Source organism: Halalkalibacter sp. APA_J-10(15) (assembly GCF_023017105.1).
Taxonomy (GTDB): domain Bacteria; phylum Bacillota; class Bacilli; order Bacillales; family Bacillaceae_D; genus Halalkalibacter.
Window position 1 is genome coordinate 49,242 of record NZ_JALKEV010000009.1, and the last position, 18,176, is coordinate 67,417.

The window sequence follows — 18,176 nt, forward strand, 5'->3', positions numbered from 1 at the left end:
AAAAGGGAGGTTTTTCTATTGAGAATAGCTTTTTTATCTGATATTCATGGAAATGCAACAGCATTGGAAGCTGTCCTACAAGATGTTCGTCAACAACAAGTCGATAAGATATGTATTTTAGGTGATTTATGCTTCCGAGGACCTGAACCAAAACGAGTATTGGAAACGGTACAATCTTTAAATGCAAAAGTCATAAAAGGGAATGCTGATGAGTGGCTTGTTCGTGGATTTAAAGAAGGAGAAGTTCCGAAGCAAACATTAGACATGATGAACCAGGAGCGCGACTGGACATTAAAGCGCTTAAATCAAAGTGATTTAGATTTTTTAGACCAATTGCCTACTGAGCTTGTACTAGATGAAGGAGTAGATACGATCATTCATGCCTTTCATGCGACTCCAACAAGTCTGTTTGATGTTGTTCTACCAGATGAAACTGATAAGATCGAAAACAACTTAATGCAGCGTGATGACGCAGATTTGTATGTTTATGGTCATATTCATCACCCTTATATTCGTTCAATGCATGGGAAGAATATCGTGAACGTCGGTAGCGTTGGCTTACCTTTTGATGGTCATCCACTTGCTTCTTATTTAGTAGCTGATGTTGAAGAGGGACGACACCGCTTACATTTAAATCGTGTTCCATATAACCGAGAGCATGTCGTAGAAATCTACAAACAAGCCGGCTATCCGAATACGCAAACGATGGCGCCCGTTATCTTTTATGGTGTAAGACCATAATTAAATACGAAAGGGATGTCTACCAATGTACATGATTGGTTGGACATCCCTTTTCACATTCTTCTATGATTGACAATGTTCGTTATAAGCAAGTGCTAGGTTACGAATAATATCCATCGGTTCAACGCCTTCAATTTGCTCTCTTGGAATAAAATGAACAAGATTCTTCCCTTTAAATAAAGCCATAGATGGTGAAGATGGTGGTATTTCACCAACGTATTCACGCATTCGAGCAGTGGCCTCCTTATCCTGTCCTGCAAACACAGTTACTAGGTGATCAGGAGTGTGATCATGTTGAAGAGACGTGACTGCGGCAGGACGTGCTAAACCAGCGGCGCAACCACAAACAGAGTTGATAACAACGAGTGTCGTCCCTTCTGCGCTCTCCATATAGGAATCAACTTCAGCTGAAGTTGTTAATTCCTCAAAACCATTTTCAGTAAGCTCTAATCTCATTGGTAATACAACTTGTTTCATGTATTCTTCATAAGCCATCGACATATTATTAAATATCCCCTTTCTCCATTAACGTATAAGGTAATAAAAGCTGATGTACATGCATGATTGAATGAAATGCATATATTTGCTTTACACTAAAACCTTTCTGAAAGATATAAAGTGCTGGCACACTTTTCACTTGCCACTTTTGAGCAAAAGTCGGTGCTTGATTTATATTAATTGTATATATCTTCACCATAGGTAGCATTTCTTCCACGACTTCTAGCATTTTCTTTGCAACCGTGCATGTACCGCATAAAGGTGTATAAATAAATACAAATAAATCTTCACGCTTCGCTAATCGTTCGTTTATTTCTTCCATTTTTAATTCAATCATAAAGACACCTCACATACTCAATACTATTGTAACAAAAATAAGTATACTTGTCTTATGATAAGCTGTACACGTTTCATGATTGATATTAATTCATTACGCAAAAAATAAACCAAGCATTTATACGCTCGGTTTATTTTTTAAAGGATTATCGCTTTAAAATCATATGATTTTGCAGTTGTCGAATTTGTTGCTGTTTTCGAGTTAATTCTTCGCGCTGCTCAGGTGTTGCTGTTCGAATTAACGTATCCAGCTCATTATGCATTGCCTGTAAATTTTCTTGTGTCTGTATGTAATCTGAATCATCAACCCAATTAACAGTTTGAGATTTTCTAAATATCTCCTCTGCCATTTCGATTTGATGATTGAAACGATTCAAAACTTCCTTAACGTGACTACGTTCAGTCATATTCACAGCCTCCTCCATAAAGATGAACTGTGCTTACTTTTTCCAAAAAGGATACGTTCTATTCACATTAATTTGTAAATCATGTGATCATAGGCAATAATAGCTCTGGGAAAACCCATCTCAGCTTCAGTTAATAATTCATTCTCCATATCAACATATCTAGAACTAATATGTGTAAGAATAAGTGATTGGACGTTTGCATTTTTAGCTAAACTAGTGACCTCTTTTATCGTCGAATGTCCATACTTTTTCGCATGCTCGCGTCGATCATCAAGAAATGTTCCTTCATGAATAAGAAGGTCGACATTTTCGATAAATGGCGTTAAAGAAGCAATAGGTCTTGTATCTCCTACAATGACAACCTGCCTTCCCTTTTCTGGAGAACTAACATAGTCAGCATTATGGATCGTTTCACCATTACTTAATGTGACTTGTTCTCCATCTTTAATTTTTTTATAAATTGGCCCTGGTGAAATGCCCGCATTTTTTAATTTATCCACTAGCAATGAACCTGGCTTTTCATCTTCAATTAACTTGTATGCGAAGCTTTCAATGACATGATCGAGCTGTTTGACTGCAATCGTAATCCCTTGTTCATAAGCCTTAAATCCATCTTTGACGATGACATAGTCAATCGTATAACCAAGTGATGTCTTAGAAACCTCGAATGTCTTTTCAATAAATTCTTTAACTCCTTCAGGGCCATAAATCGTTAACTTGCTCTGACCACCTTGGGCAGAGCGTGACGATAATAGTCCTGGTAAACCATAGATATGATCACCATGCAAATGTGTTATAAAGATATGTGAGATTTTCGAAAGCGTAATGGAACTGCTTAATAACTGATGTTGTGTCGCTTCTCCACAATCAAATAACCAGACATCTTTTCTTTGCAAAAAACGAACAGCTAACCCACTTACATTTCTTGATTTAGACGGTATTCCAGATCCCGTACCTAAAAAGTGAAACTCCATTACTATTCTCCAACTAGTGCATCTGCAAATGCTTTTGCATATGGAGGCAAATCAGGTGGGCGTCGACTTGAAATAATGTGATGATCTACAACAACGGCTTCATCCTTCCATGTCGCACCTGCATTTTCCATATCATCACGAATTCCAGGTGTACTTGTAACGATTTTCCCTTCTAATATTTTTGCAGAAATAAGCACCCAGCCAGCGTGACAAATTTGTCCAATTGGTTTTTTCGCTTGATCCATTTCCTTTACAAGAGTAAGAACCTCTGGATATCGACGTAATTTGTCTGGAGCCCAGCCACCAGGAACTAGAATTCCATCATATTCACTGCTCTTTACTTCAGAAAATGCATATTCTGTTGTAGCAGGGACACCATACTTTCCGATATATGTTTTGTCCTTTTCCAGTCCGACTAAATGGACAGTTGCTCCTTCCTCTCTTAAACGCATAACAGGATACCACAATTCCAAATCTTCAAATTCTTCATCAACAAGTGCGATCACTTTTTTATGCTGTAGACGCATATCTTCACTCTCCTTTTTCATTTATAGATAGTATAACATGTTCGTTTTCTTTTCAAAATTGTTACACGTGTTCTATCTTCTCTTTTCCCACATAAAAATAGAGAAACAACCACGACCTTACTTAGGAGGAATGAATCGTGAACACGAAAACGAAAGGGACTTTACTCGTCTCAACAGCGATGGTTGGTTCAGTCAGCTCCTTTATTTCACTTCCCATTGATCAGCCGCAACTTGAATTGTCTAATCATGCCAAAAAGTGGACTCATCATCAGTCTTTACAATTTGGAGATAGAAATAGCTCTGTTTATAATCTTCAAGGGTATTTAAAAGCATTTGATTATTATCGTGGAGAACAAGATGGTCAATTCGGTTTATTGACGAAGTTAGCGATTATTTCCTATCAGAAACAGCACCAGTTACAAATGAATGGAGTTGCAAATGAAGAAACACTTAAACATTTGTTGCACTCTAATGAAGTTCAGTTAAAAATTGACGAGGCGAAGATTAGTAGTTTTACTATTGAAGAGCAGCCAAACAGTTTAGATCATGTACTAACGGCAACCGAAGAAACATCATCTTTAAAAGGAAGCTCACAGCACCTATTTCAAATTGGCGACGAAGGCCAACAAGTTGAAAGCTTTCAAGAAACGTTAGCTGAGTTTGGATATTATAGTGGAATAGACGGCATTTTTGGTCCAAAAACAAAAGAGGCCGTGAAACTCTTCCAAGAAAAACATCATTTGCAAGTTGATGGTATTATCGGTCCTGAAACGAAAGAAGCTTTAGCAAATACAGATGATATTATCAAATATGAAGCTACTGAAGTCGTTGTTGAAAATGAGATAGAAACGCAGATCAATACGACTAAACATAACGAAGACATAGAAAGTAAAGAAGCAGGTGACAAATCAAATAAGGAAAATGAACGTAATCATCATTCTGATGTGATTGATACAGCCCATTCTTTAATTGGAACACCTTATTCGTGGGGAGGAACAACCACTGCTGGTTTTGATTGTAGCGGCTTTATTCAATATGTGTTTGAGAAGCATCACATATCTGTGCCACGTACAACAAACGACTTGTACAATGAAGGAGCGTCAGTGTCGAGCTTGCAAGTTGGTGACATAGTATTTTTCACTACATATCGTAGTGGACCTTCTCATGCTGGAATCTACATCGGTGATCAACAATTTATTCATGCCGGATCATCAACGGGTGTTACAATATCTAGTTTAGATCAAAATTATTGGTCTGAGCGTTATATAGGTGCAAAACGTTACTAAGAAACCTATAATCATACACTTGAAACGAATTTGTTTATTTTAAACATACTAAGACTAGTGGGTAAGATCATCGACGGATGATTTTGCCCACTAGTCTCGTTTAAGAGGCTGGGACATAACTAGTTTAAATAATAAAAGTCGGTGAAATTTTCATTTCAGCGAAGGGTTTTGTCCCAGCCGCTTTTTTCTATCTTATTACAATACAAGTTGATCGATCACTTTAATGAGTTCGACAATTTGCGGTTTACTTATTTGTGCATCGGCACCGATTCCTTTACCTTTATAAAATAAATCTTCTGTAATAAGCGAAGAAAAGATGACAACAGGTAATTGCTGCAATTTTTCATCTTCCTTTATTCTCTTTGTTAAATGGTGTCCATCCATCTTAGGCATTTCAATATCGGTAATGACTAATTGAAGATCATCAAATAAGCTCTCATCATCTTTCTTACCATATAAGAACTCCCAAAGCGCTTGTCCATCTTCAAAAAATTGAACTTGATCATAGCCTGCTTCCTTTAACGTATCTCCAATTAATTTACGTAAAATAGCTGAGTCTTCGGCCACTATAATTTTTTTATTACTTCTTTCTCTTTCACCAAGTTGCTTGACTTGTTGAACAGATATGCTACGTTCAGGGTTTATGTCAACGAGAATCTTTTCAAAGTCTACTAGTAGAATCATTTCGTCTTCAATTTTTATAACACCGGTTGCAGCTGTTTCGATATTTTGAGCAAGCTCATTAGGTTTTTGAATATCTTCCCAAGAAATGCGATGAATACGAGAAACATCTTGAACACGAAAAGCTACTTTTAACTGATTTAATTCTGCAATAATAAACTTATCATCATTTAAATTGTTTGAAGGTTCGAAGCCTAATACATCTGTTAAATTGACTACTGTCATGACTTCCTCACGTAACCGAATAATACCTTCTATATGTCGGTGGCTATTCGGAATTGGAGTAATCGTTTGAGCAGGAATAATTTCACGTACTTTCATAACATTTATTCCGAATAAGCTTGTACCGACTTCAAAAACAATGACTTCTAATTCATTTGTACCTGTTTCTAGTAAAATTCCTTTTTTGCTTTCAGCCATGTCGTACCTTCTCCCCTTTAAGTTAGAGAACTATATTAAATAAGAAGTTGAAATAAACTCTCATCTTTGTTTAGCTCTGTATATGCAAAGCCTTTTTTTGTTAAGCGATCAATTAATTGATCATAGTCACTAGCATACTTAAGTTCGACACCTAATAATACTGGACCATTTGAACGGTTATTCTTTTTCGTATATTCAAAACGTGTAATATCATCATCAGGACCTAATACTTCTGATATAAATTCTCTTAACGCCCCTGCGCGTTGTGGGAATTGGACTATAAAGTAATGCTGTAGCCCTTCATAAATAAGAGAACGCTCTCTCATTTCTTGCATCCGTCCAATGTCATTATTGCCTCCACTTACAACACATACGACATTTTTCCCTTTAATCTCTTCACGATAAAAATCTAGCGCGGCAATTGACATCGCTCCTGCAGGCTCAGCAACAATGGCATTTTGGTTGTACAATTCTAAAATGGTCGTACAAATTTTCCCTTCAGGCACTAAAACAACATCATCAAGGATATTTTGACAAATGGAAAATGGAATATCACCGACTCTTTTAACAGCTGCACCATCTACGAATTTGTCAATTTTCTCTAACTCGACAACTTTCCCTTGTTTTAATGATTCCTTCATCGATGGTGCTCCACTAGGCTCACAACCGATAAGTCTGGTTCTAGGACTAATGCTCTTAATATATGTCCCTACTCCACTAATAAGTCCGCCACCGCCAATTGAAGAAAATAAATAATCAATGTTGTCATCGATGTCATTCATGATTTCCATCCCTACAGTCCCTTGTCCAGCAACAATTTTCTCCTGGTTAAATGGATGGATAAACGCCATATTGTAGTCATTAGAATAACTGAGCGCCTGTTTGTAAGAGTCATCAAACGTATCTCCAATAAGTAATACTTCAACAAATTCCTTACCAAAAAATTTCACTTGGTCTACCTTTTGTCTCGGGGTTGTCGAAGGCATAAATATTTTCCCTTGAATTTTCAACGCACGACAGGAGTAAGCAACTCCTTGTGCATGATTTCCAGCACTTGCGCAAACAATGCCATTATCTAATTCCTCTTCAGATAAGCTAGAAATTTGGTAATAGGCACCTCTAATTTTAAATGAACGAACGACCTGTAAGTCTTCCCTTTTTAAGAATACATTACATTCGTAACGTTCTGACAATACTTCATTCTTCTGTAATGGGGTATGTGTTACAATGTCCTTTAAACGTTGGTTTGCAATAATAATATCTTCTATATGTAAAATTCCCATGATCCTATCCCTCTCGATTCATTGTCTACAGTATATCTATAGTATCACAATGACTTTCTTTTGCGAACCCCTAAGCCATTGAGCAGTTGCTCAATAAGCTGTATGATTTTGTCATAATAAGATTGATTATTTAATCCCAGCTTACTATAATAGAGTGAAGGATCTTTCTGTTCTTGTTGAGGAGGGTAGAATATGAAATTAAAATGGATACTATCAACAGCAATCATCATGCTAATCTGTATGGTACCAGCACAAGTTCTTGCAGCAGCTGCTGAAAATGGTGATGAAGCTGCTAGCTCTGAACCTTCTGGATTGCTTGTTGTTTCACTTACAATCTTATCGATAGTGACAATGATTTATTTAATCTATCTTGAAATTCGTGATAACGGGTAATCATCACTCATTTTCTTCATTTGATTGTAGTTAGGAATACGTACATATAAAAAGAGAGTTACTAGTTGTCCTAATAACTCTCTTTTTTGTATTGATCGATTGCGGTTAATAGTTGTGACAGTACAAAGTCAACTGATTTAAAAGTTTCCATTTGCCGTTTTCTACTTGTTTTTGAGTAAAATGATTTAATAGCAACAATTTCTAAATTCTCTTCTGTTTGATTCAATTGAGAAGGATGAAGATGTAGTGGTTTAGCCTTCTGTACGAATGACACAGCTAATGGAAGCCAGCTGTCTCTAATATCCTTCACCTGATCAGCAAAAGGCTTCACTTTCCCATAAAAATCAACCTCATATCCCTCTCTTTTGACTACCTGTATAAAATCATTTCTTGCTTCATCATTTCGTTTACATAATTCTTTTGTTAATCGTTCTAACTGTTCTAATTTATTTTGTTCTAGCATAACGCCCTCCTTTTTGTATCATATCAAAGGTGGCGATAAATCAAAAGGCAAATAAGGAATATCAATTTTCAACATTCATCTTTAAATGCCTTTAGTCGTTTTTTCATTTTGGCGAATGTTGCATGAAATTCAGTTAAATGCTGCACATTTCTTTCATGCTTTAAATGTCTCATACAATCATATTCTTCAAATAGATTCTCAATTGAATCAAGTTTACTCTGTATGGTTGCACCTGTGACATAGTTTTCATGTTGGGAGTTGTTTTTGCAATGATGAACATTTGGTTTGTGATCAGTTACGCGAATGACATATTCCATGTTAACACCCTCCTCCTTTATCGTACTGAACGTATTCCATAGAACGATATTCATTTCCTTTCACGTAGACAAAACTAGTATTCATTCGGCAAAGAAAGTGCCAATTCTGTATGAGAAGCTATTTTTTGGATAAACTATGGAACGATTTCAATGAAAAGGAGGTCTTTAGATGACAAAGAACAATAAAGAAACGAAACAACAGGAAAAGCAACGTAAGGAATTAAACAAAGGCGATAAAAAGCTAGGTGGACCAAACCGTCCGGCAGAATAATTAAACAATACTTTGTAAGTTTTGATATGTAAAACTAACAGAAAGAGGCTGGGACATAACTAAAGTGTCTATCTGGAAACCCGAACAAAAGATGAACGTAGCGGATGAAATATACGTAGACTCCTGCGGGATGAAAAGCCAAGGGTGAGACCCCGCAGTGCGAAGCACGAGGAGGCTCACCGGCTTCCCGCGGAAAGCGAAGTATATTTCAGGAGCGGTTTACGTCCACCATCTATCATTGTTCGGCTTTTCTTTTAGTTAAACCACTTTTGTCCCAGCCTCTTTCTATGTAGGGACTTAGGATAAACATTCTTTATCCATACTAGTAATGATCTGTTCAAATCTTATCTATTTTTGGGACAACTTCTTATCCTTTCACTTTATAACCACTTACGAGTAAAGAAGCCTTTACTACTAGCCCTAATTCTAGCTCTTTTCTCTGTACCCACTTATTAATTTCTTTAGGTACAGCTATCTTTCCTTTTTTCATAAATCGGTGTCCATTCATTTGCAAGCTCCAATCTTTTTTGCATTTCCAATGATGATGAACGATCGGAAATGCTACTCGTAAATAAGGACTAGTATTCGATGTAGACCAATTTAAATGACTCCTATATTCTTTTCGAGATCCGGTTGGTTCAATAGTAGAAGCAAAATGATAAAAGTCGCCTCTCAGTTCAGGATGAAAAAGAAGGTTCATTAAATGTTTGCCTAATGTAATTCGTTTCTCTATTTTTGTAAACTTTCTTATATAATAACCGTACAGGCGCCCATCAGTAGTAGGAAATAACACATAGCTGAAATGACCATGTTCTTCTATCCAATATAAAGCCGTTGAGAAGACCTTTTTTCGGTATAGCTCTTGTTCAATAACAGTTTGTTGAAGAATGAATTGTTCATTAATAATGAGGGCGATACATAACTGTTCTTCATCACGTTTTTCTAAGAAATACAACCATTCTTTTTGCATAAATTGGGATACGTTTAAATTTTTCAAAATAGCTAGATCGGATTTCTTCGTTTTTTTTATATATTCATACCAGAGAAGTTGAGGATACGCATCAGCAAAGATTGTCCAATTCGCTCTTTCATAAGTTTTAAACAAAATTGCGCGATGCTCTTTAGAAATGAGTTGTTGAAACCATTTGCTTGATAAGTCCGTTATATTCCAGCCGGCGTTTCTTGAAACCATACTTGCTAGTAATGCCCACCTTATTTCAGGATGTTTTTTATAAAAATTGAAATAAAATCTAGTGCGTGAAATATTATCTACGTTCCCTTTATGAGTTTCGTTTAAAATAGATTGAACTACATGATTTTTCATCATTTTTCACCTGATCTCCTTGAAAGTTCTACAACATTGCTTTGCAACTTATGGTAATATAATGTGATGAAGATTATTCATCCATTTTAGTTCTGTCTACTTTCAAGAATGCATATCAGTTTGGAAGGGCTGTGATTTCGCGTGGCAATTCATTATCCAAACGGGAAAAGATTCAATCAAGGAAATGTCGTAAATAACGCTTCAAAAAAAAGAAGTAAACCCACTACTTTGTATAGTAATCGAGGAATGACACTTGAAGACGATTTAAACATGGCGAATCAATATTATTTAGCGGATGGACGTGCTATTATTCATAAAAAGCCAACTCCAGTTCAAATTGTTCATGTTGATTACCCAAAGCGAAGTGCTGCGGTTATTAAAGAAGCTTATTTTAAACAAGCGTCGACCACAGATTATAATGGCGTATATCGTGGACGTTATATCGATTTCGAGGCTAAAGAAACAAAAAATAAATCCTCCTTTCCGTTAAGTAATTTTCATGAACATCAAGTCGATCATATGGAACAAGTTATTCAACATGACGGCATTGCATTTGTTATACTTCGCTTCTCTTTTGCTGAGGAAATTTATTTGCTAGAAGCTAAGCATCTTATTACGTTTTATCGAAAAAAAGAAACCGATCGTAAATCTATTCGTAAAAAAGATATTGAAATTTATGGTCATTTGATTAAAATAGGATATCATCCACGTATTGATTATTTAGAGGTGATTGATTCGATCTACTTCATGGACGAGTCATAATGAATGAATAAGAAAGGGAGAATGAACGATGTCAGATCAACTGAACACAAGGCAAGCGCGTCGTCAAGCCCAAAAGAAAAAACAAAATAGTAATAATAATAAGGGGAAATCAAAAAAACAGCTTATAAAGAAAATTGCTATCGCTACTGCAATTGCCATCGCAGTAGCAATCATTGCAACGGGAATTACTGTTTTTGCAATCATTAGTAATGCGCCTGAATTGGATGAAGAAAAAATAATGCTAACTCAAGGGGCTCTCATGTACGACCAAAATGATGAATTTATCTCTCAGCTTGAATCGTCTGAGAGACGGATGAATGTATCAATAAGTGACGTCCCTCCTGTCGTCCAAGATGCATTTATCGCTGTAGAAGATATCCGTTTTAGAGATCATTTTGGTATCGATATTCGCCGTCTGTTTGGTGCTGTTGCAGCAAATATTACAGATGGATTTGGAGCGGAAGGTGCGAGCACGATTACACAGCAGCTCGTCAAAAATTTATTTTTAGAAAATGACAAATTAATGACTCGAAAAATTCAAGAGCAGTATTTAGCGATTAAATTAGAACAGCAATTTTCAAAAGACCAAATACTTGAAATGTATTTAAATCAAATTTACTTAGGATCAGGTGTTTATGGAATTGAGCTAGCATCACAACGATATTTCAACAAGACCGTTGAAGAGCTTTCTTTGGCTGATGCTGCGCTACTAGCAGGAATTCCAAGACGTCCAAGCTTCTACGATCCAACTGTAAATCCAGAGGCTGCTGAGAGTAGACGTAATTTAGTCTTATCATTAATGGTCCAGCACGGTAAGATTACGGAGGAAGAAGCTGCTGAGGCTGAGGCGATTTCAATTGAAGACCAACTAGATGTAACAGAACGCGAGGCATACGCCTACGAAGCATTTTATAATCTTGTTTTGAATGAATTAGAAGAAATTGATGGCATTACAAGCAGTGATATTTACAATTCTGGCTTGAAGGTGTACACAACGTTAGATACACATGCACAGGAGCATGTTGAAGAGGTATTACAAACGAGTGATTATATTCAAAATTATCCTGATAACGAAGATTTCCAAGCTGCTATTACACTGTTAGATACTGAAACTGGTCAAATTAAAGCAGTTGGAAGTGGTCGTGAGGATTCCGGTCAGCAAAGAGGGTTTAATTATGCGACTGAAGCAAAACGTCAAATTGGTTCAACTGCTAAACCACTACTTGACTATGGACCAGCCATTGAATATTTACAATGGTCCACTGGTCATATGATTACAGATGAACCACATTCGTATTCGGATGGTACTGAAATTAATAACTTTGACGGTACATTCCAAGGTCGAATGTCTATGAGAAGAGCTTTAGCCGCTTCGCGAAATGTTCCCGCCGTTAAAGCATTACAAGAGGTTGGAACGGATAGAGCAAAAGAATTTGGGGAGCAACTCGGGATGTCTATTGACACGATGCATGAATCGTACGGGTTAGGTGCTATTCCGCTTTCAACGAAAGATTTAGCAGGTGCTTATGCGGCCTTTGGAAATAATGGAACATATACACAACCATACTCTGTTAGAAAAGTCGAATTTCCAGATGGTCGCGTGTTAGAATTTGAACCGGAATCGCAAATGGCAATGAGTGATTATACGGCTTATATGGTTACTGACATGTTGAAAACAGCCGTTACAGATGGAACTGGTGGGACGGCTAATATTTCAGGTTTACCTATGGCTGGTAAGACAGGTACAACAAACTTTGATCAAGACACTCGGGATCAATATAATATTCCAGCAAATGCTGCTCCAGATATTTGGTTTGCTGGTTATACGACTAGATATACAGCAGCTGTTTGGACAGGATTTAACCAGCATTCGGAGGACAATTACTTCCCTAGTCAAGATTCATCTAGACAAATTGCTCAGCAAATATTTAAGGCAGTTGTTGAGGAAGTATCATCTAATATTGAAACACCAGATTTCACAATGCCGAACTCCGTTGTCCGTGTTGGCGTAGAACGTTCCACAGGTTTACTACCAAGTGATTTCACGCCAAGCAGTGAAATTGTTTATGAATTATTTGTACGTGGTAATGAGCCGACTAGAGTATCTGAAGAATTTATCGACATTGAATCACCAAGTGATCTTATGGCGAACTATGAAGAAAGCTCGAATCAAATTATAATGAGCTGGAATTATCCAGATGAATTTAGAGAGCAAGTCACATTTGAAATTCAAGTTTCTGTTGATGGTGGTGACCTACAAACATTAGACCGAAAGAAAGATATGCAATATATTTACGGTTCTCCTGATGAAGGTGCTACGTATCAATTTTATGTTACTGCCCTTTCCGATGACCATTCGAACTTAAAAAGTGATCCTGTGTCCGTTACGATAGAAATTCCAGAAGCAGTGATTGATGATCCAGATGATGATGAACCTGATGTACCGGATAATGAAGATCCTGTAGGAGATCCTGATGTTGAAGACCCTAACGATGATATACCTGATCCTACTAATAATGTTGGCAATGGTAATGGATCGAATGGGGACGGAGATGATGATACGAATAATGATGATTCCCCTCCTTCTAGTGATGGCGACGACGGCGATAATGATAATGATACGAACGAAGAAGAAGACACAACTGAATAATATAGCAGTAACTAAATGTAAATAAAAGCAGTCCTAAAGGATACAGTATGTAACCTTTAGGACTGCTTTACAATTTTTATTCAATCATTTTCAAGTTGTGAGACACCATCTTTAATGAATTGATTTACTTTCTTTTTTTCCATAAACAATATATCCAATTGTGTATCATTCATTAATGAATAGAATCGGTCAGACTGACGTTGTAATTTATCATAAAATTGTTCTTTTATATTTGCTACATATTGATCAATAAATGAATGCAAATGGATAATGGTTTCATCTTCACAAGCTTTTAATTGCTCCTGAACATGCTCTGTCCCTTTAGTAACCAACTCTTCCTTCCAACGTCTATTTTCACCCTCTTCAAGAAATCGACGTAGTGAATGAAATTGTTGGATATATCGATCTATTTCAATTTGTAAAAAACGTCTTGACCTAATGTCTATTTGAAAATGGTGCATGTCTTCGACCGGACGGTTCAATGATTGAAAATCTTTTTGTATTCTCGCCATTAGCAAGTCTACCCACTCATTTACAGAAAGCTGAACCTTCGCATCAATACGAACAAATGTCGCCTGTAGCTCTTGTTTAATAAAATGATCTCCTTCATTTAGCCATTCTACTAAAGCAGAACGTAACGTTAGTTTTTGTGTTCGTTTGTTATCACCTGTAACCGTTGTTACATTGACGATATCTTGATAGTTATCATTAAGTTGAAAACGGATCCGTTCTCTTAAATAAACGAATAACTGTTGTAGTTCTTGCTTACTAAGCTGTGAAATGACATCATAGGAGGTATTCGATACCTCTTCTTTCCAAAGCTTTAGCTTTGCATGTAACTCTTTTTCTTTCTCTTCCTTCTTATCATTTTCAGATTGAATTAAGTCAATACTTTCTATTAATATTTCTTTGTATTTCTTTATTTCATCAACGATTAACATATAACTAAGCTTAAGAATATCATTAATGGTTGAAGCATAGAATGTACGTTCAAAGTTTTGAAAAGCATCATCAGGTTCATTTGATTGTTTTCCACTTAATCCTTTTTTACTCGATAAAGCAAATAAACGCGGCTCAGATATGCCATTATTTTTTAACTGCTGTATAACATGATTTCTTACGCCATTTAATTCTGATTCACTACTAGCCAAATCAGACGCGTTTAATATGAAGTATAGCTTATCTTCTCTAAAACCATCATTGACCTTAGCCATTTGTTGTAGAAACAATTGATCAGCTTTTGAGAACGAATGATTGTAATAACTCACATAGAAAATGGCATCTGATTGTTGTACTTGTTTAAATGCTACTTGAGTATGTCGACCATGTATTGAATTGACTCCAGGAGTATCTACTAAGACAACACCATTTTTTGTCAACTCACAATCATAAAAAATTGTCACCTTCTGCACAAGACATGCGCGTTCTTCTTTTGCAATAAATGGACTCACATCATTTAACGGGACAGAATACGATTCATCTAACAAAAAGTCCTCTTGCTCATTCAAGCCTGTTTTCACCATTGCTAAATAAGCATGATACGTTTTTTGCCATTTTGACGTTGCTGTATATTTAGTGTGATCCCACTTCTGAATCGTCTCATACGACACGTCTACTTCCAATTGCTTAGAAACTAATTCTATTTCTTTCCTAATCGTTTGTTCGGATTTCATTTCAATAAGAGCTGTACCACTTTCATGCTCGTGATTCGATTGTTTTACGACATTGACCGTTGCCGTTGTTGGGTTCGGTGAAACAGGTAACACATGGTCGCCAAGTAATGCATTAGCAAAGCTAGATTTTCCTGCACTGAACGCACCGAACAAAGAAATCGTAAACGTACGATTTTCAAATCGCTTAATTCGTTTCAAAATTTCTTTTCTTTCCTCAGTGACTGCAGGGTGTCCAGCATTTTGAAAATGACTTTTTAGTTCTTTTAGCCACTTCACCGCTTCTTTCTCATCAAAGTGATCGTTTAATTCATCGTTTCCTTCTTGTTCGACGACTCCGATCACACTCTCATTTGGAAGAGTCATTTCGCCCCACTCATGTTGGTCGAAAGTAGGAAGTGATCGTTCCATAGTTCTTGTCAACGTCGACTCATATTTATTCTCATCTTTGTATTGCGAAGCTTCGTGAGCATATTCTGCAATGACATCATCATACCGTTTCTTTCGTTCATTCATTTCGTCTACATATTGTTCGACAACACGGAGTTCATTCATTCTTTCTGACACTCTATTTCTTTCATGATCCCAATAATTCACCATTCCAATTTGGATGAGTTCTAATACATGAATAGCCTGGCGTTTTATTCTAGATACAATTTCTTTCGCTCTTTCCTTTGTGTACGTAAAAACATAATCACGATTTTTCGGACCTTGTTGTACTGAATGAGTAAAAAAGTCAAAATCTAAAGAAATGGTTAGCTTTTCAATCGCAGTCTCAACTTCTTGACGGTTCGTCAAATGATTAAGATCATACGAACGAAAAAGAGCCTGAAGATGAAAGACGATTAAACTTTGAATTTTATCTTCTAGTTCATTTTTTAATCGTTGCAACCGTTCCTGTCGAGCTTGGTTGGTTTTTTTCTTTGAAAATAACCAACCAACTCGATAGCTTGGCTCCATAGCTTCAAGCCACTGTCTTGTTAATTCCGTTGTCGTATAAGGGAAAAGGGTAACATTCTTAACTAAATCATTCCACTGTTTTGTGAAACTTTGTTCAAGACGTGCTTTTGCCTCATCCAAATCAGAAAGCTTATTCAATAGTTCTTCTCGTTCACGTATATCATTAGGATTCAATCCTGAATCAAGCATTTTATCCTTTATCTCTTGAATGGCTTCATTCCGATCATCCTCTAATCGTAGCATGAGACGTAAATAAAAGGCTTGTAATAAACGTTTATTCGCTAATGGTACTAAATCCTTAGAGAAATATAACAACGTTTTTATATCCTTGTCTACTTCTGACCACTCATTTAATGGGTGGTCATGCGCTTTCATACTTGTATACGCTAACTTTAAATAATGAATCCCCCAGTTTTTTAACGTTTCTCGCGCTGAATGATCAAAATGTTTAAACGATAATTCATGCTCATCATGCTTATCAATTTGATTAATGATGATATAAATAGGTTTATTTTCTTCTGTTAATTGCTTCAAGAAATTTAAGTTTGTTTCAGATTGTACATGATTATATTCCATTACATAAACGATAAGATCAGTTTCTTGAAGAGCCTCCATTGTTACTTCTTGGTGGGTCGGATCAGTCGAATCAACACCAGGGGTGTCGAATATCATGCTTCTTTCGTTCAAAAATGGCAATGGTGCAGAAATGGTAATCGAATGAATATCTATTCCATTCATTCCGAAATTCCTCACCTGTTCCCATGGAATTTCACCATCCCATTTTTGTTCAACCCCCTCTTTATTTTGAACGGTTAGTCCTAATGAGCTATTTTGAATACGAATAATATTCGCGCTTGTTGGAATGGGGCTAGTTGGGAGTAATTCATTTTCCATTAATTGGTTAAGCACAGTCGATTTTCCAGCAGAAAAATGTCCACAAAAGGCAACCTGAAACGATTGTTCTTGAACTTTATTTTGAATTTTCACTTTTTTTAATTTTTCTTGTTCGGTTTCTCGAATAACACGTTCTAACGTTTCAATCATCCACTCCACCTACTTTTTTCTAGTACTTTCTTTTACTATTTTCATTTTAGCATTTTTCTTACGCTGTTCGGAAAATAAATGTTCTAATTGTACAATCGCTTGAAAATGAATGATATTTTCTAGAACAAACGTTAAGCGTTCGCCACAGTTATACGGTTTATAAGTGAGCTGTCCGACATCAGTGAACAATCCATTCCCTAGTTGGCAAACCTTCTGTCCATTCGCCCAAAACATGAAATCAATGTATAAAGCAATGAGAAGAGTCATTTTAAGGTGTAGCTGAGCTTGATCATTTCTTTTTCTTAATAGTTTGACTTCTTCTAATTGTAATTCTGATAAACGAATTAAGTCGTTTTCAACTATTTCAAATTGAAGCCAAGGTGCTTGATATTCTGTTAAATCAAAATAAAAAGGGAATGAGCTTATCACTGTAGATAGCTCCCCTTTTTCTAATTTCCACGTATATGTCCCAAAAAAGGGTTCATAGTTAAATTCTTTGGTAATCATGATACGTTTCTCTTTATTCGTTTCGTTCCTTCTCGACACATATCCACTAACGGGCATTGAATACATTTAGGAGATTGCGCTTTACAATGATACCGTCCGAAAAAAATTAATTGATGGTGTGAATCTGACCAACGTTCTTGAGGGATTTTCTTCATTAATGTTTCTTCTACTTCTCGAACAGAATCTTTCCAGCGGCAAATTCCTAAACGTTTTGATACTCGTTCAACATGTGTATCAACAGCTATTGCAGGGACACCGAAAGCAACCGACGTGACAACATTGGCTGTTTTACGACCGACTCCTGCTAATTTAATGAGTTCATCGCGAGCTTTAGGAACTTCACCGTTATATGATTCTAACAAAGATTGTGATAGTTTTTTTATATGTTTTGCCTTGCTTCGAAATAAACCGATAGAACGAATATCTTGTTCAAGCTCTTCTAATGGAACTTGAATATAATCTTCGGGTTTTTGATATTTTTTAAATAATTGAGGGGTTACTTTATTGACTAAGGCATCCGTACATTGCGCTGACAGTACGACAGCAATGAGAAGCTCAAATGGATTTGAATGGACTAGTTCACATTCAGCTTCTGGAAATAATTCAGCAATAACATCTATTGCCTCCATCGTCTTCTTTTTAGACTTTAAACTCATCGTTAA

General features: G+C 36.4%; 19 protein-coding genes. 6 read left to right on the forward strand and 13 right to left on the reverse strand.

Annotation, left to right across the window (positions count from 1 at the left end; all coding sequences use genetic code 11):
* The first annotated feature begins 18 nt into the window (after window positions 1–18).
* Window positions 19–741 (forward strand): metallophosphoesterase family protein, encoded by a 723-nt coding sequence (locus MW695_RS11850; RefSeq protein WP_247105537.1) that lies wholly within the window; start codon window positions 19–21, stop codon window positions 739–741.
* Between the two features lie 63 nt (window positions 742–804).
* Here the strand turns inward: MW695_RS11850 and MW695_RS11855 are convergent, their stop codons facing one another.
* From MW695_RS11855 to MW695_RS11875, 5 genes are all read right to left on the reverse strand, one after another.
* Window positions 805–1,242, reverse strand: a complete 438-nt coding sequence (locus tag MW695_RS11855; RefSeq protein ID WP_247105538.1) for a BrxA/BrxB family bacilliredoxin — start codon at window positions 1,240–1,242, stop codon at window positions 805–807.
* Between the two features lie 4 nt (window positions 1,243–1,246).
* Window positions 1,247–1,576 carry a thioredoxin family protein gene (locus MW695_RS11860; RefSeq protein WP_247105540.1) on the reverse strand — a complete coding sequence of 110 codons (330 nt, stop codon included), beginning with the start codon at window positions 1,574–1,576 and terminating at the stop codon, window positions 1,247–1,249.
* Window positions 1,577–1,721: 145 nt separating this feature from the next.
* Window positions 1,722–1,982, reverse strand: coding sequence for a DUF2524 family protein (locus MW695_RS11865; RefSeq protein ID WP_247105541.1), 261 nt, complete (start codon window positions 1,980–1,982; stop codon window positions 1,722–1,724).
* Between the two features lie 62 nt (window positions 1,983–2,044).
* Window positions 2,045–2,956 (reverse strand): ribonuclease Z, encoded by a 912-nt coding sequence (gene rnz, locus MW695_RS11870; RefSeq protein ID WP_247105542.1) that lies wholly within the window; start codon window positions 2,954–2,956, stop codon window positions 2,045–2,047.
* 2 nt (window positions 2,957–2,958) lie between these two features.
* Window positions 2,959–3,483, reverse strand: a complete 525-nt coding sequence (locus MW695_RS11875) for a type 1 glutamine amidotransferase domain-containing protein (protein WP_247105543.1) — start codon at window positions 3,481–3,483, stop codon at window positions 2,959–2,961.
* Window positions 3,484–3,620: 137 nt separating this feature from the next.
* On the opposite strand from MW695_RS11875, the gene MW695_RS22825 reads away from it, so the two are divergent.
* The gene (locus MW695_RS22825) at window positions 3,621–4,769 is read left to right on the forward strand and encodes a C40 family peptidase (protein ID WP_308446087.1); all 1,149 of its coding nucleotides are present in this window, start codon (window positions 3,621–3,623) and stop codon (window positions 4,767–4,769) included.
* A 195-nt stretch (window positions 4,770–4,964) separates the two neighbouring features.
* On the opposite strand, the gene MW695_RS11895 is transcribed toward MW695_RS22825, so the two are convergent.
* Together MW695_RS11895 and ilvA are read right to left on the reverse strand one after the other, a co-directional pair.
* Entirely contained in the window at window positions 4,965–5,870 is a 906-nt protein-coding gene (locus MW695_RS11895; protein WP_247105545.1) for a chemotaxis protein, read from the reverse strand.
* A gap of 35 nt (window positions 5,871–5,905) precedes the next feature.
* Window positions 5,906–7,153, reverse strand: coding sequence for a threonine ammonia-lyase IlvA (ilvA, locus tag MW695_RS11900; protein WP_247105546.1), 1,248 nt, complete (start codon window positions 7,151–7,153; stop codon window positions 5,906–5,908).
* Between the two features lie 192 nt (window positions 7,154–7,345).
* On the opposite strand from ilvA, the gene MW695_RS11905 reads away from it, so the two are divergent.
* Complete coding sequence (locus MW695_RS11905) at window positions 7,346–7,546, forward strand: hypothetical protein (protein WP_247105547.1); 201 nt, start codon at window positions 7,346–7,348, stop codon at window positions 7,544–7,546.
* Between the two features lie 70 nt (window positions 7,547–7,616).
* Here MW695_RS11905 and MW695_RS11910 read toward each other — a convergent pair whose 3' ends face one another.
* The gene (locus MW695_RS11910; protein WP_247105548.1) at window positions 7,617–8,009 is read right to left on the reverse strand and encodes a YppE family protein; all 393 of its coding nucleotides are present in this window, start codon (window positions 8,007–8,009) and stop codon (window positions 7,617–7,619) included.
* Window positions 8,010–8,077: 68 nt separating this feature from the next.
* Window positions 8,078–8,326, reverse strand: coding sequence for a hypothetical protein (locus MW695_RS11915; protein WP_247105549.1), 249 nt, complete (start codon window positions 8,324–8,326; stop codon window positions 8,078–8,080).
* Window positions 8,327–8,495: 169 nt separating this feature from the next.
* Between MW695_RS11915 and MW695_RS11920 the strand changes: the two genes are divergently transcribed.
* A complete protein-coding gene (locus MW695_RS11920) occupies window positions 8,496–8,597 on the forward strand; it encodes a spore protein (RefSeq protein ID WP_148296413.1) in 102 nt (33 codons plus the stop codon).
* A gap of 367 nt (window positions 8,598–8,964) precedes the next feature.
* Here the strand turns inward: MW695_RS11920 and MW695_RS11925 are convergent, their stop codons facing one another.
* Complete coding sequence (locus tag MW695_RS11925; RefSeq protein WP_247105550.1) at window positions 8,965–9,921, reverse strand: DUF2515 family protein; 957 nt, start codon at window positions 9,919–9,921, stop codon at window positions 8,965–8,967.
* 141 nt (window positions 9,922–10,062) lie between these two features.
* Here MW695_RS11925 and recU point away from each other — a divergent pair, with 141 nt between their 5' ends.
* On the forward strand, window positions 10,063–10,683 hold the full coding sequence (gene recU / locus MW695_RS11930) for a Holliday junction resolvase RecU (protein WP_247105551.1): 621 nt from the start codon (window positions 10,063–10,065) through the stop codon (window positions 10,681–10,683).
* 28 nt (window positions 10,684–10,711) lie between these two features.
* On the forward strand, window positions 10,712–13,333 hold the full coding sequence (locus MW695_RS11935; protein ID WP_247105552.1) for a transglycosylase domain-containing protein: 2,622 nt from the start codon (window positions 10,712–10,714) through the stop codon (window positions 13,331–13,333).
* Window positions 13,334–13,413: 80 nt separating this feature from the next.
* Here MW695_RS11935 and MW695_RS11940 read toward each other — a convergent pair whose 3' ends face one another.
* From MW695_RS11940 to nth, 3 genes are read right to left on the reverse strand one after another with little or no spacing between them, the layout of a single operon-like run.
* A complete protein-coding gene (locus tag MW695_RS11940; RefSeq protein WP_247105553.1) occupies window positions 13,414–17,007 on the reverse strand; it encodes a dynamin family protein in 3,594 nt (1,197 codons plus the stop codon).
* A gap of 9 nt (window positions 17,008–17,016) precedes the next feature.
* Window positions 17,017–17,514 (reverse strand): YpoC family protein, encoded by a 498-nt coding sequence (locus tag MW695_RS11945; RefSeq protein ID WP_247105554.1) that lies wholly within the window; start codon window positions 17,512–17,514, stop codon window positions 17,017–17,019.
* A complete protein-coding gene (gene nth / locus MW695_RS11950) occupies window positions 17,511–18,170 on the reverse strand; it encodes an endonuclease III (RefSeq protein WP_247105555.1) in 660 nt (219 codons plus the stop codon). Before nth ends, MW695_RS11945 begins: the two co-directional genes overlap by 4 nt.
* Window positions 18,171–18,176: the final 6 nt, after the last annotated feature.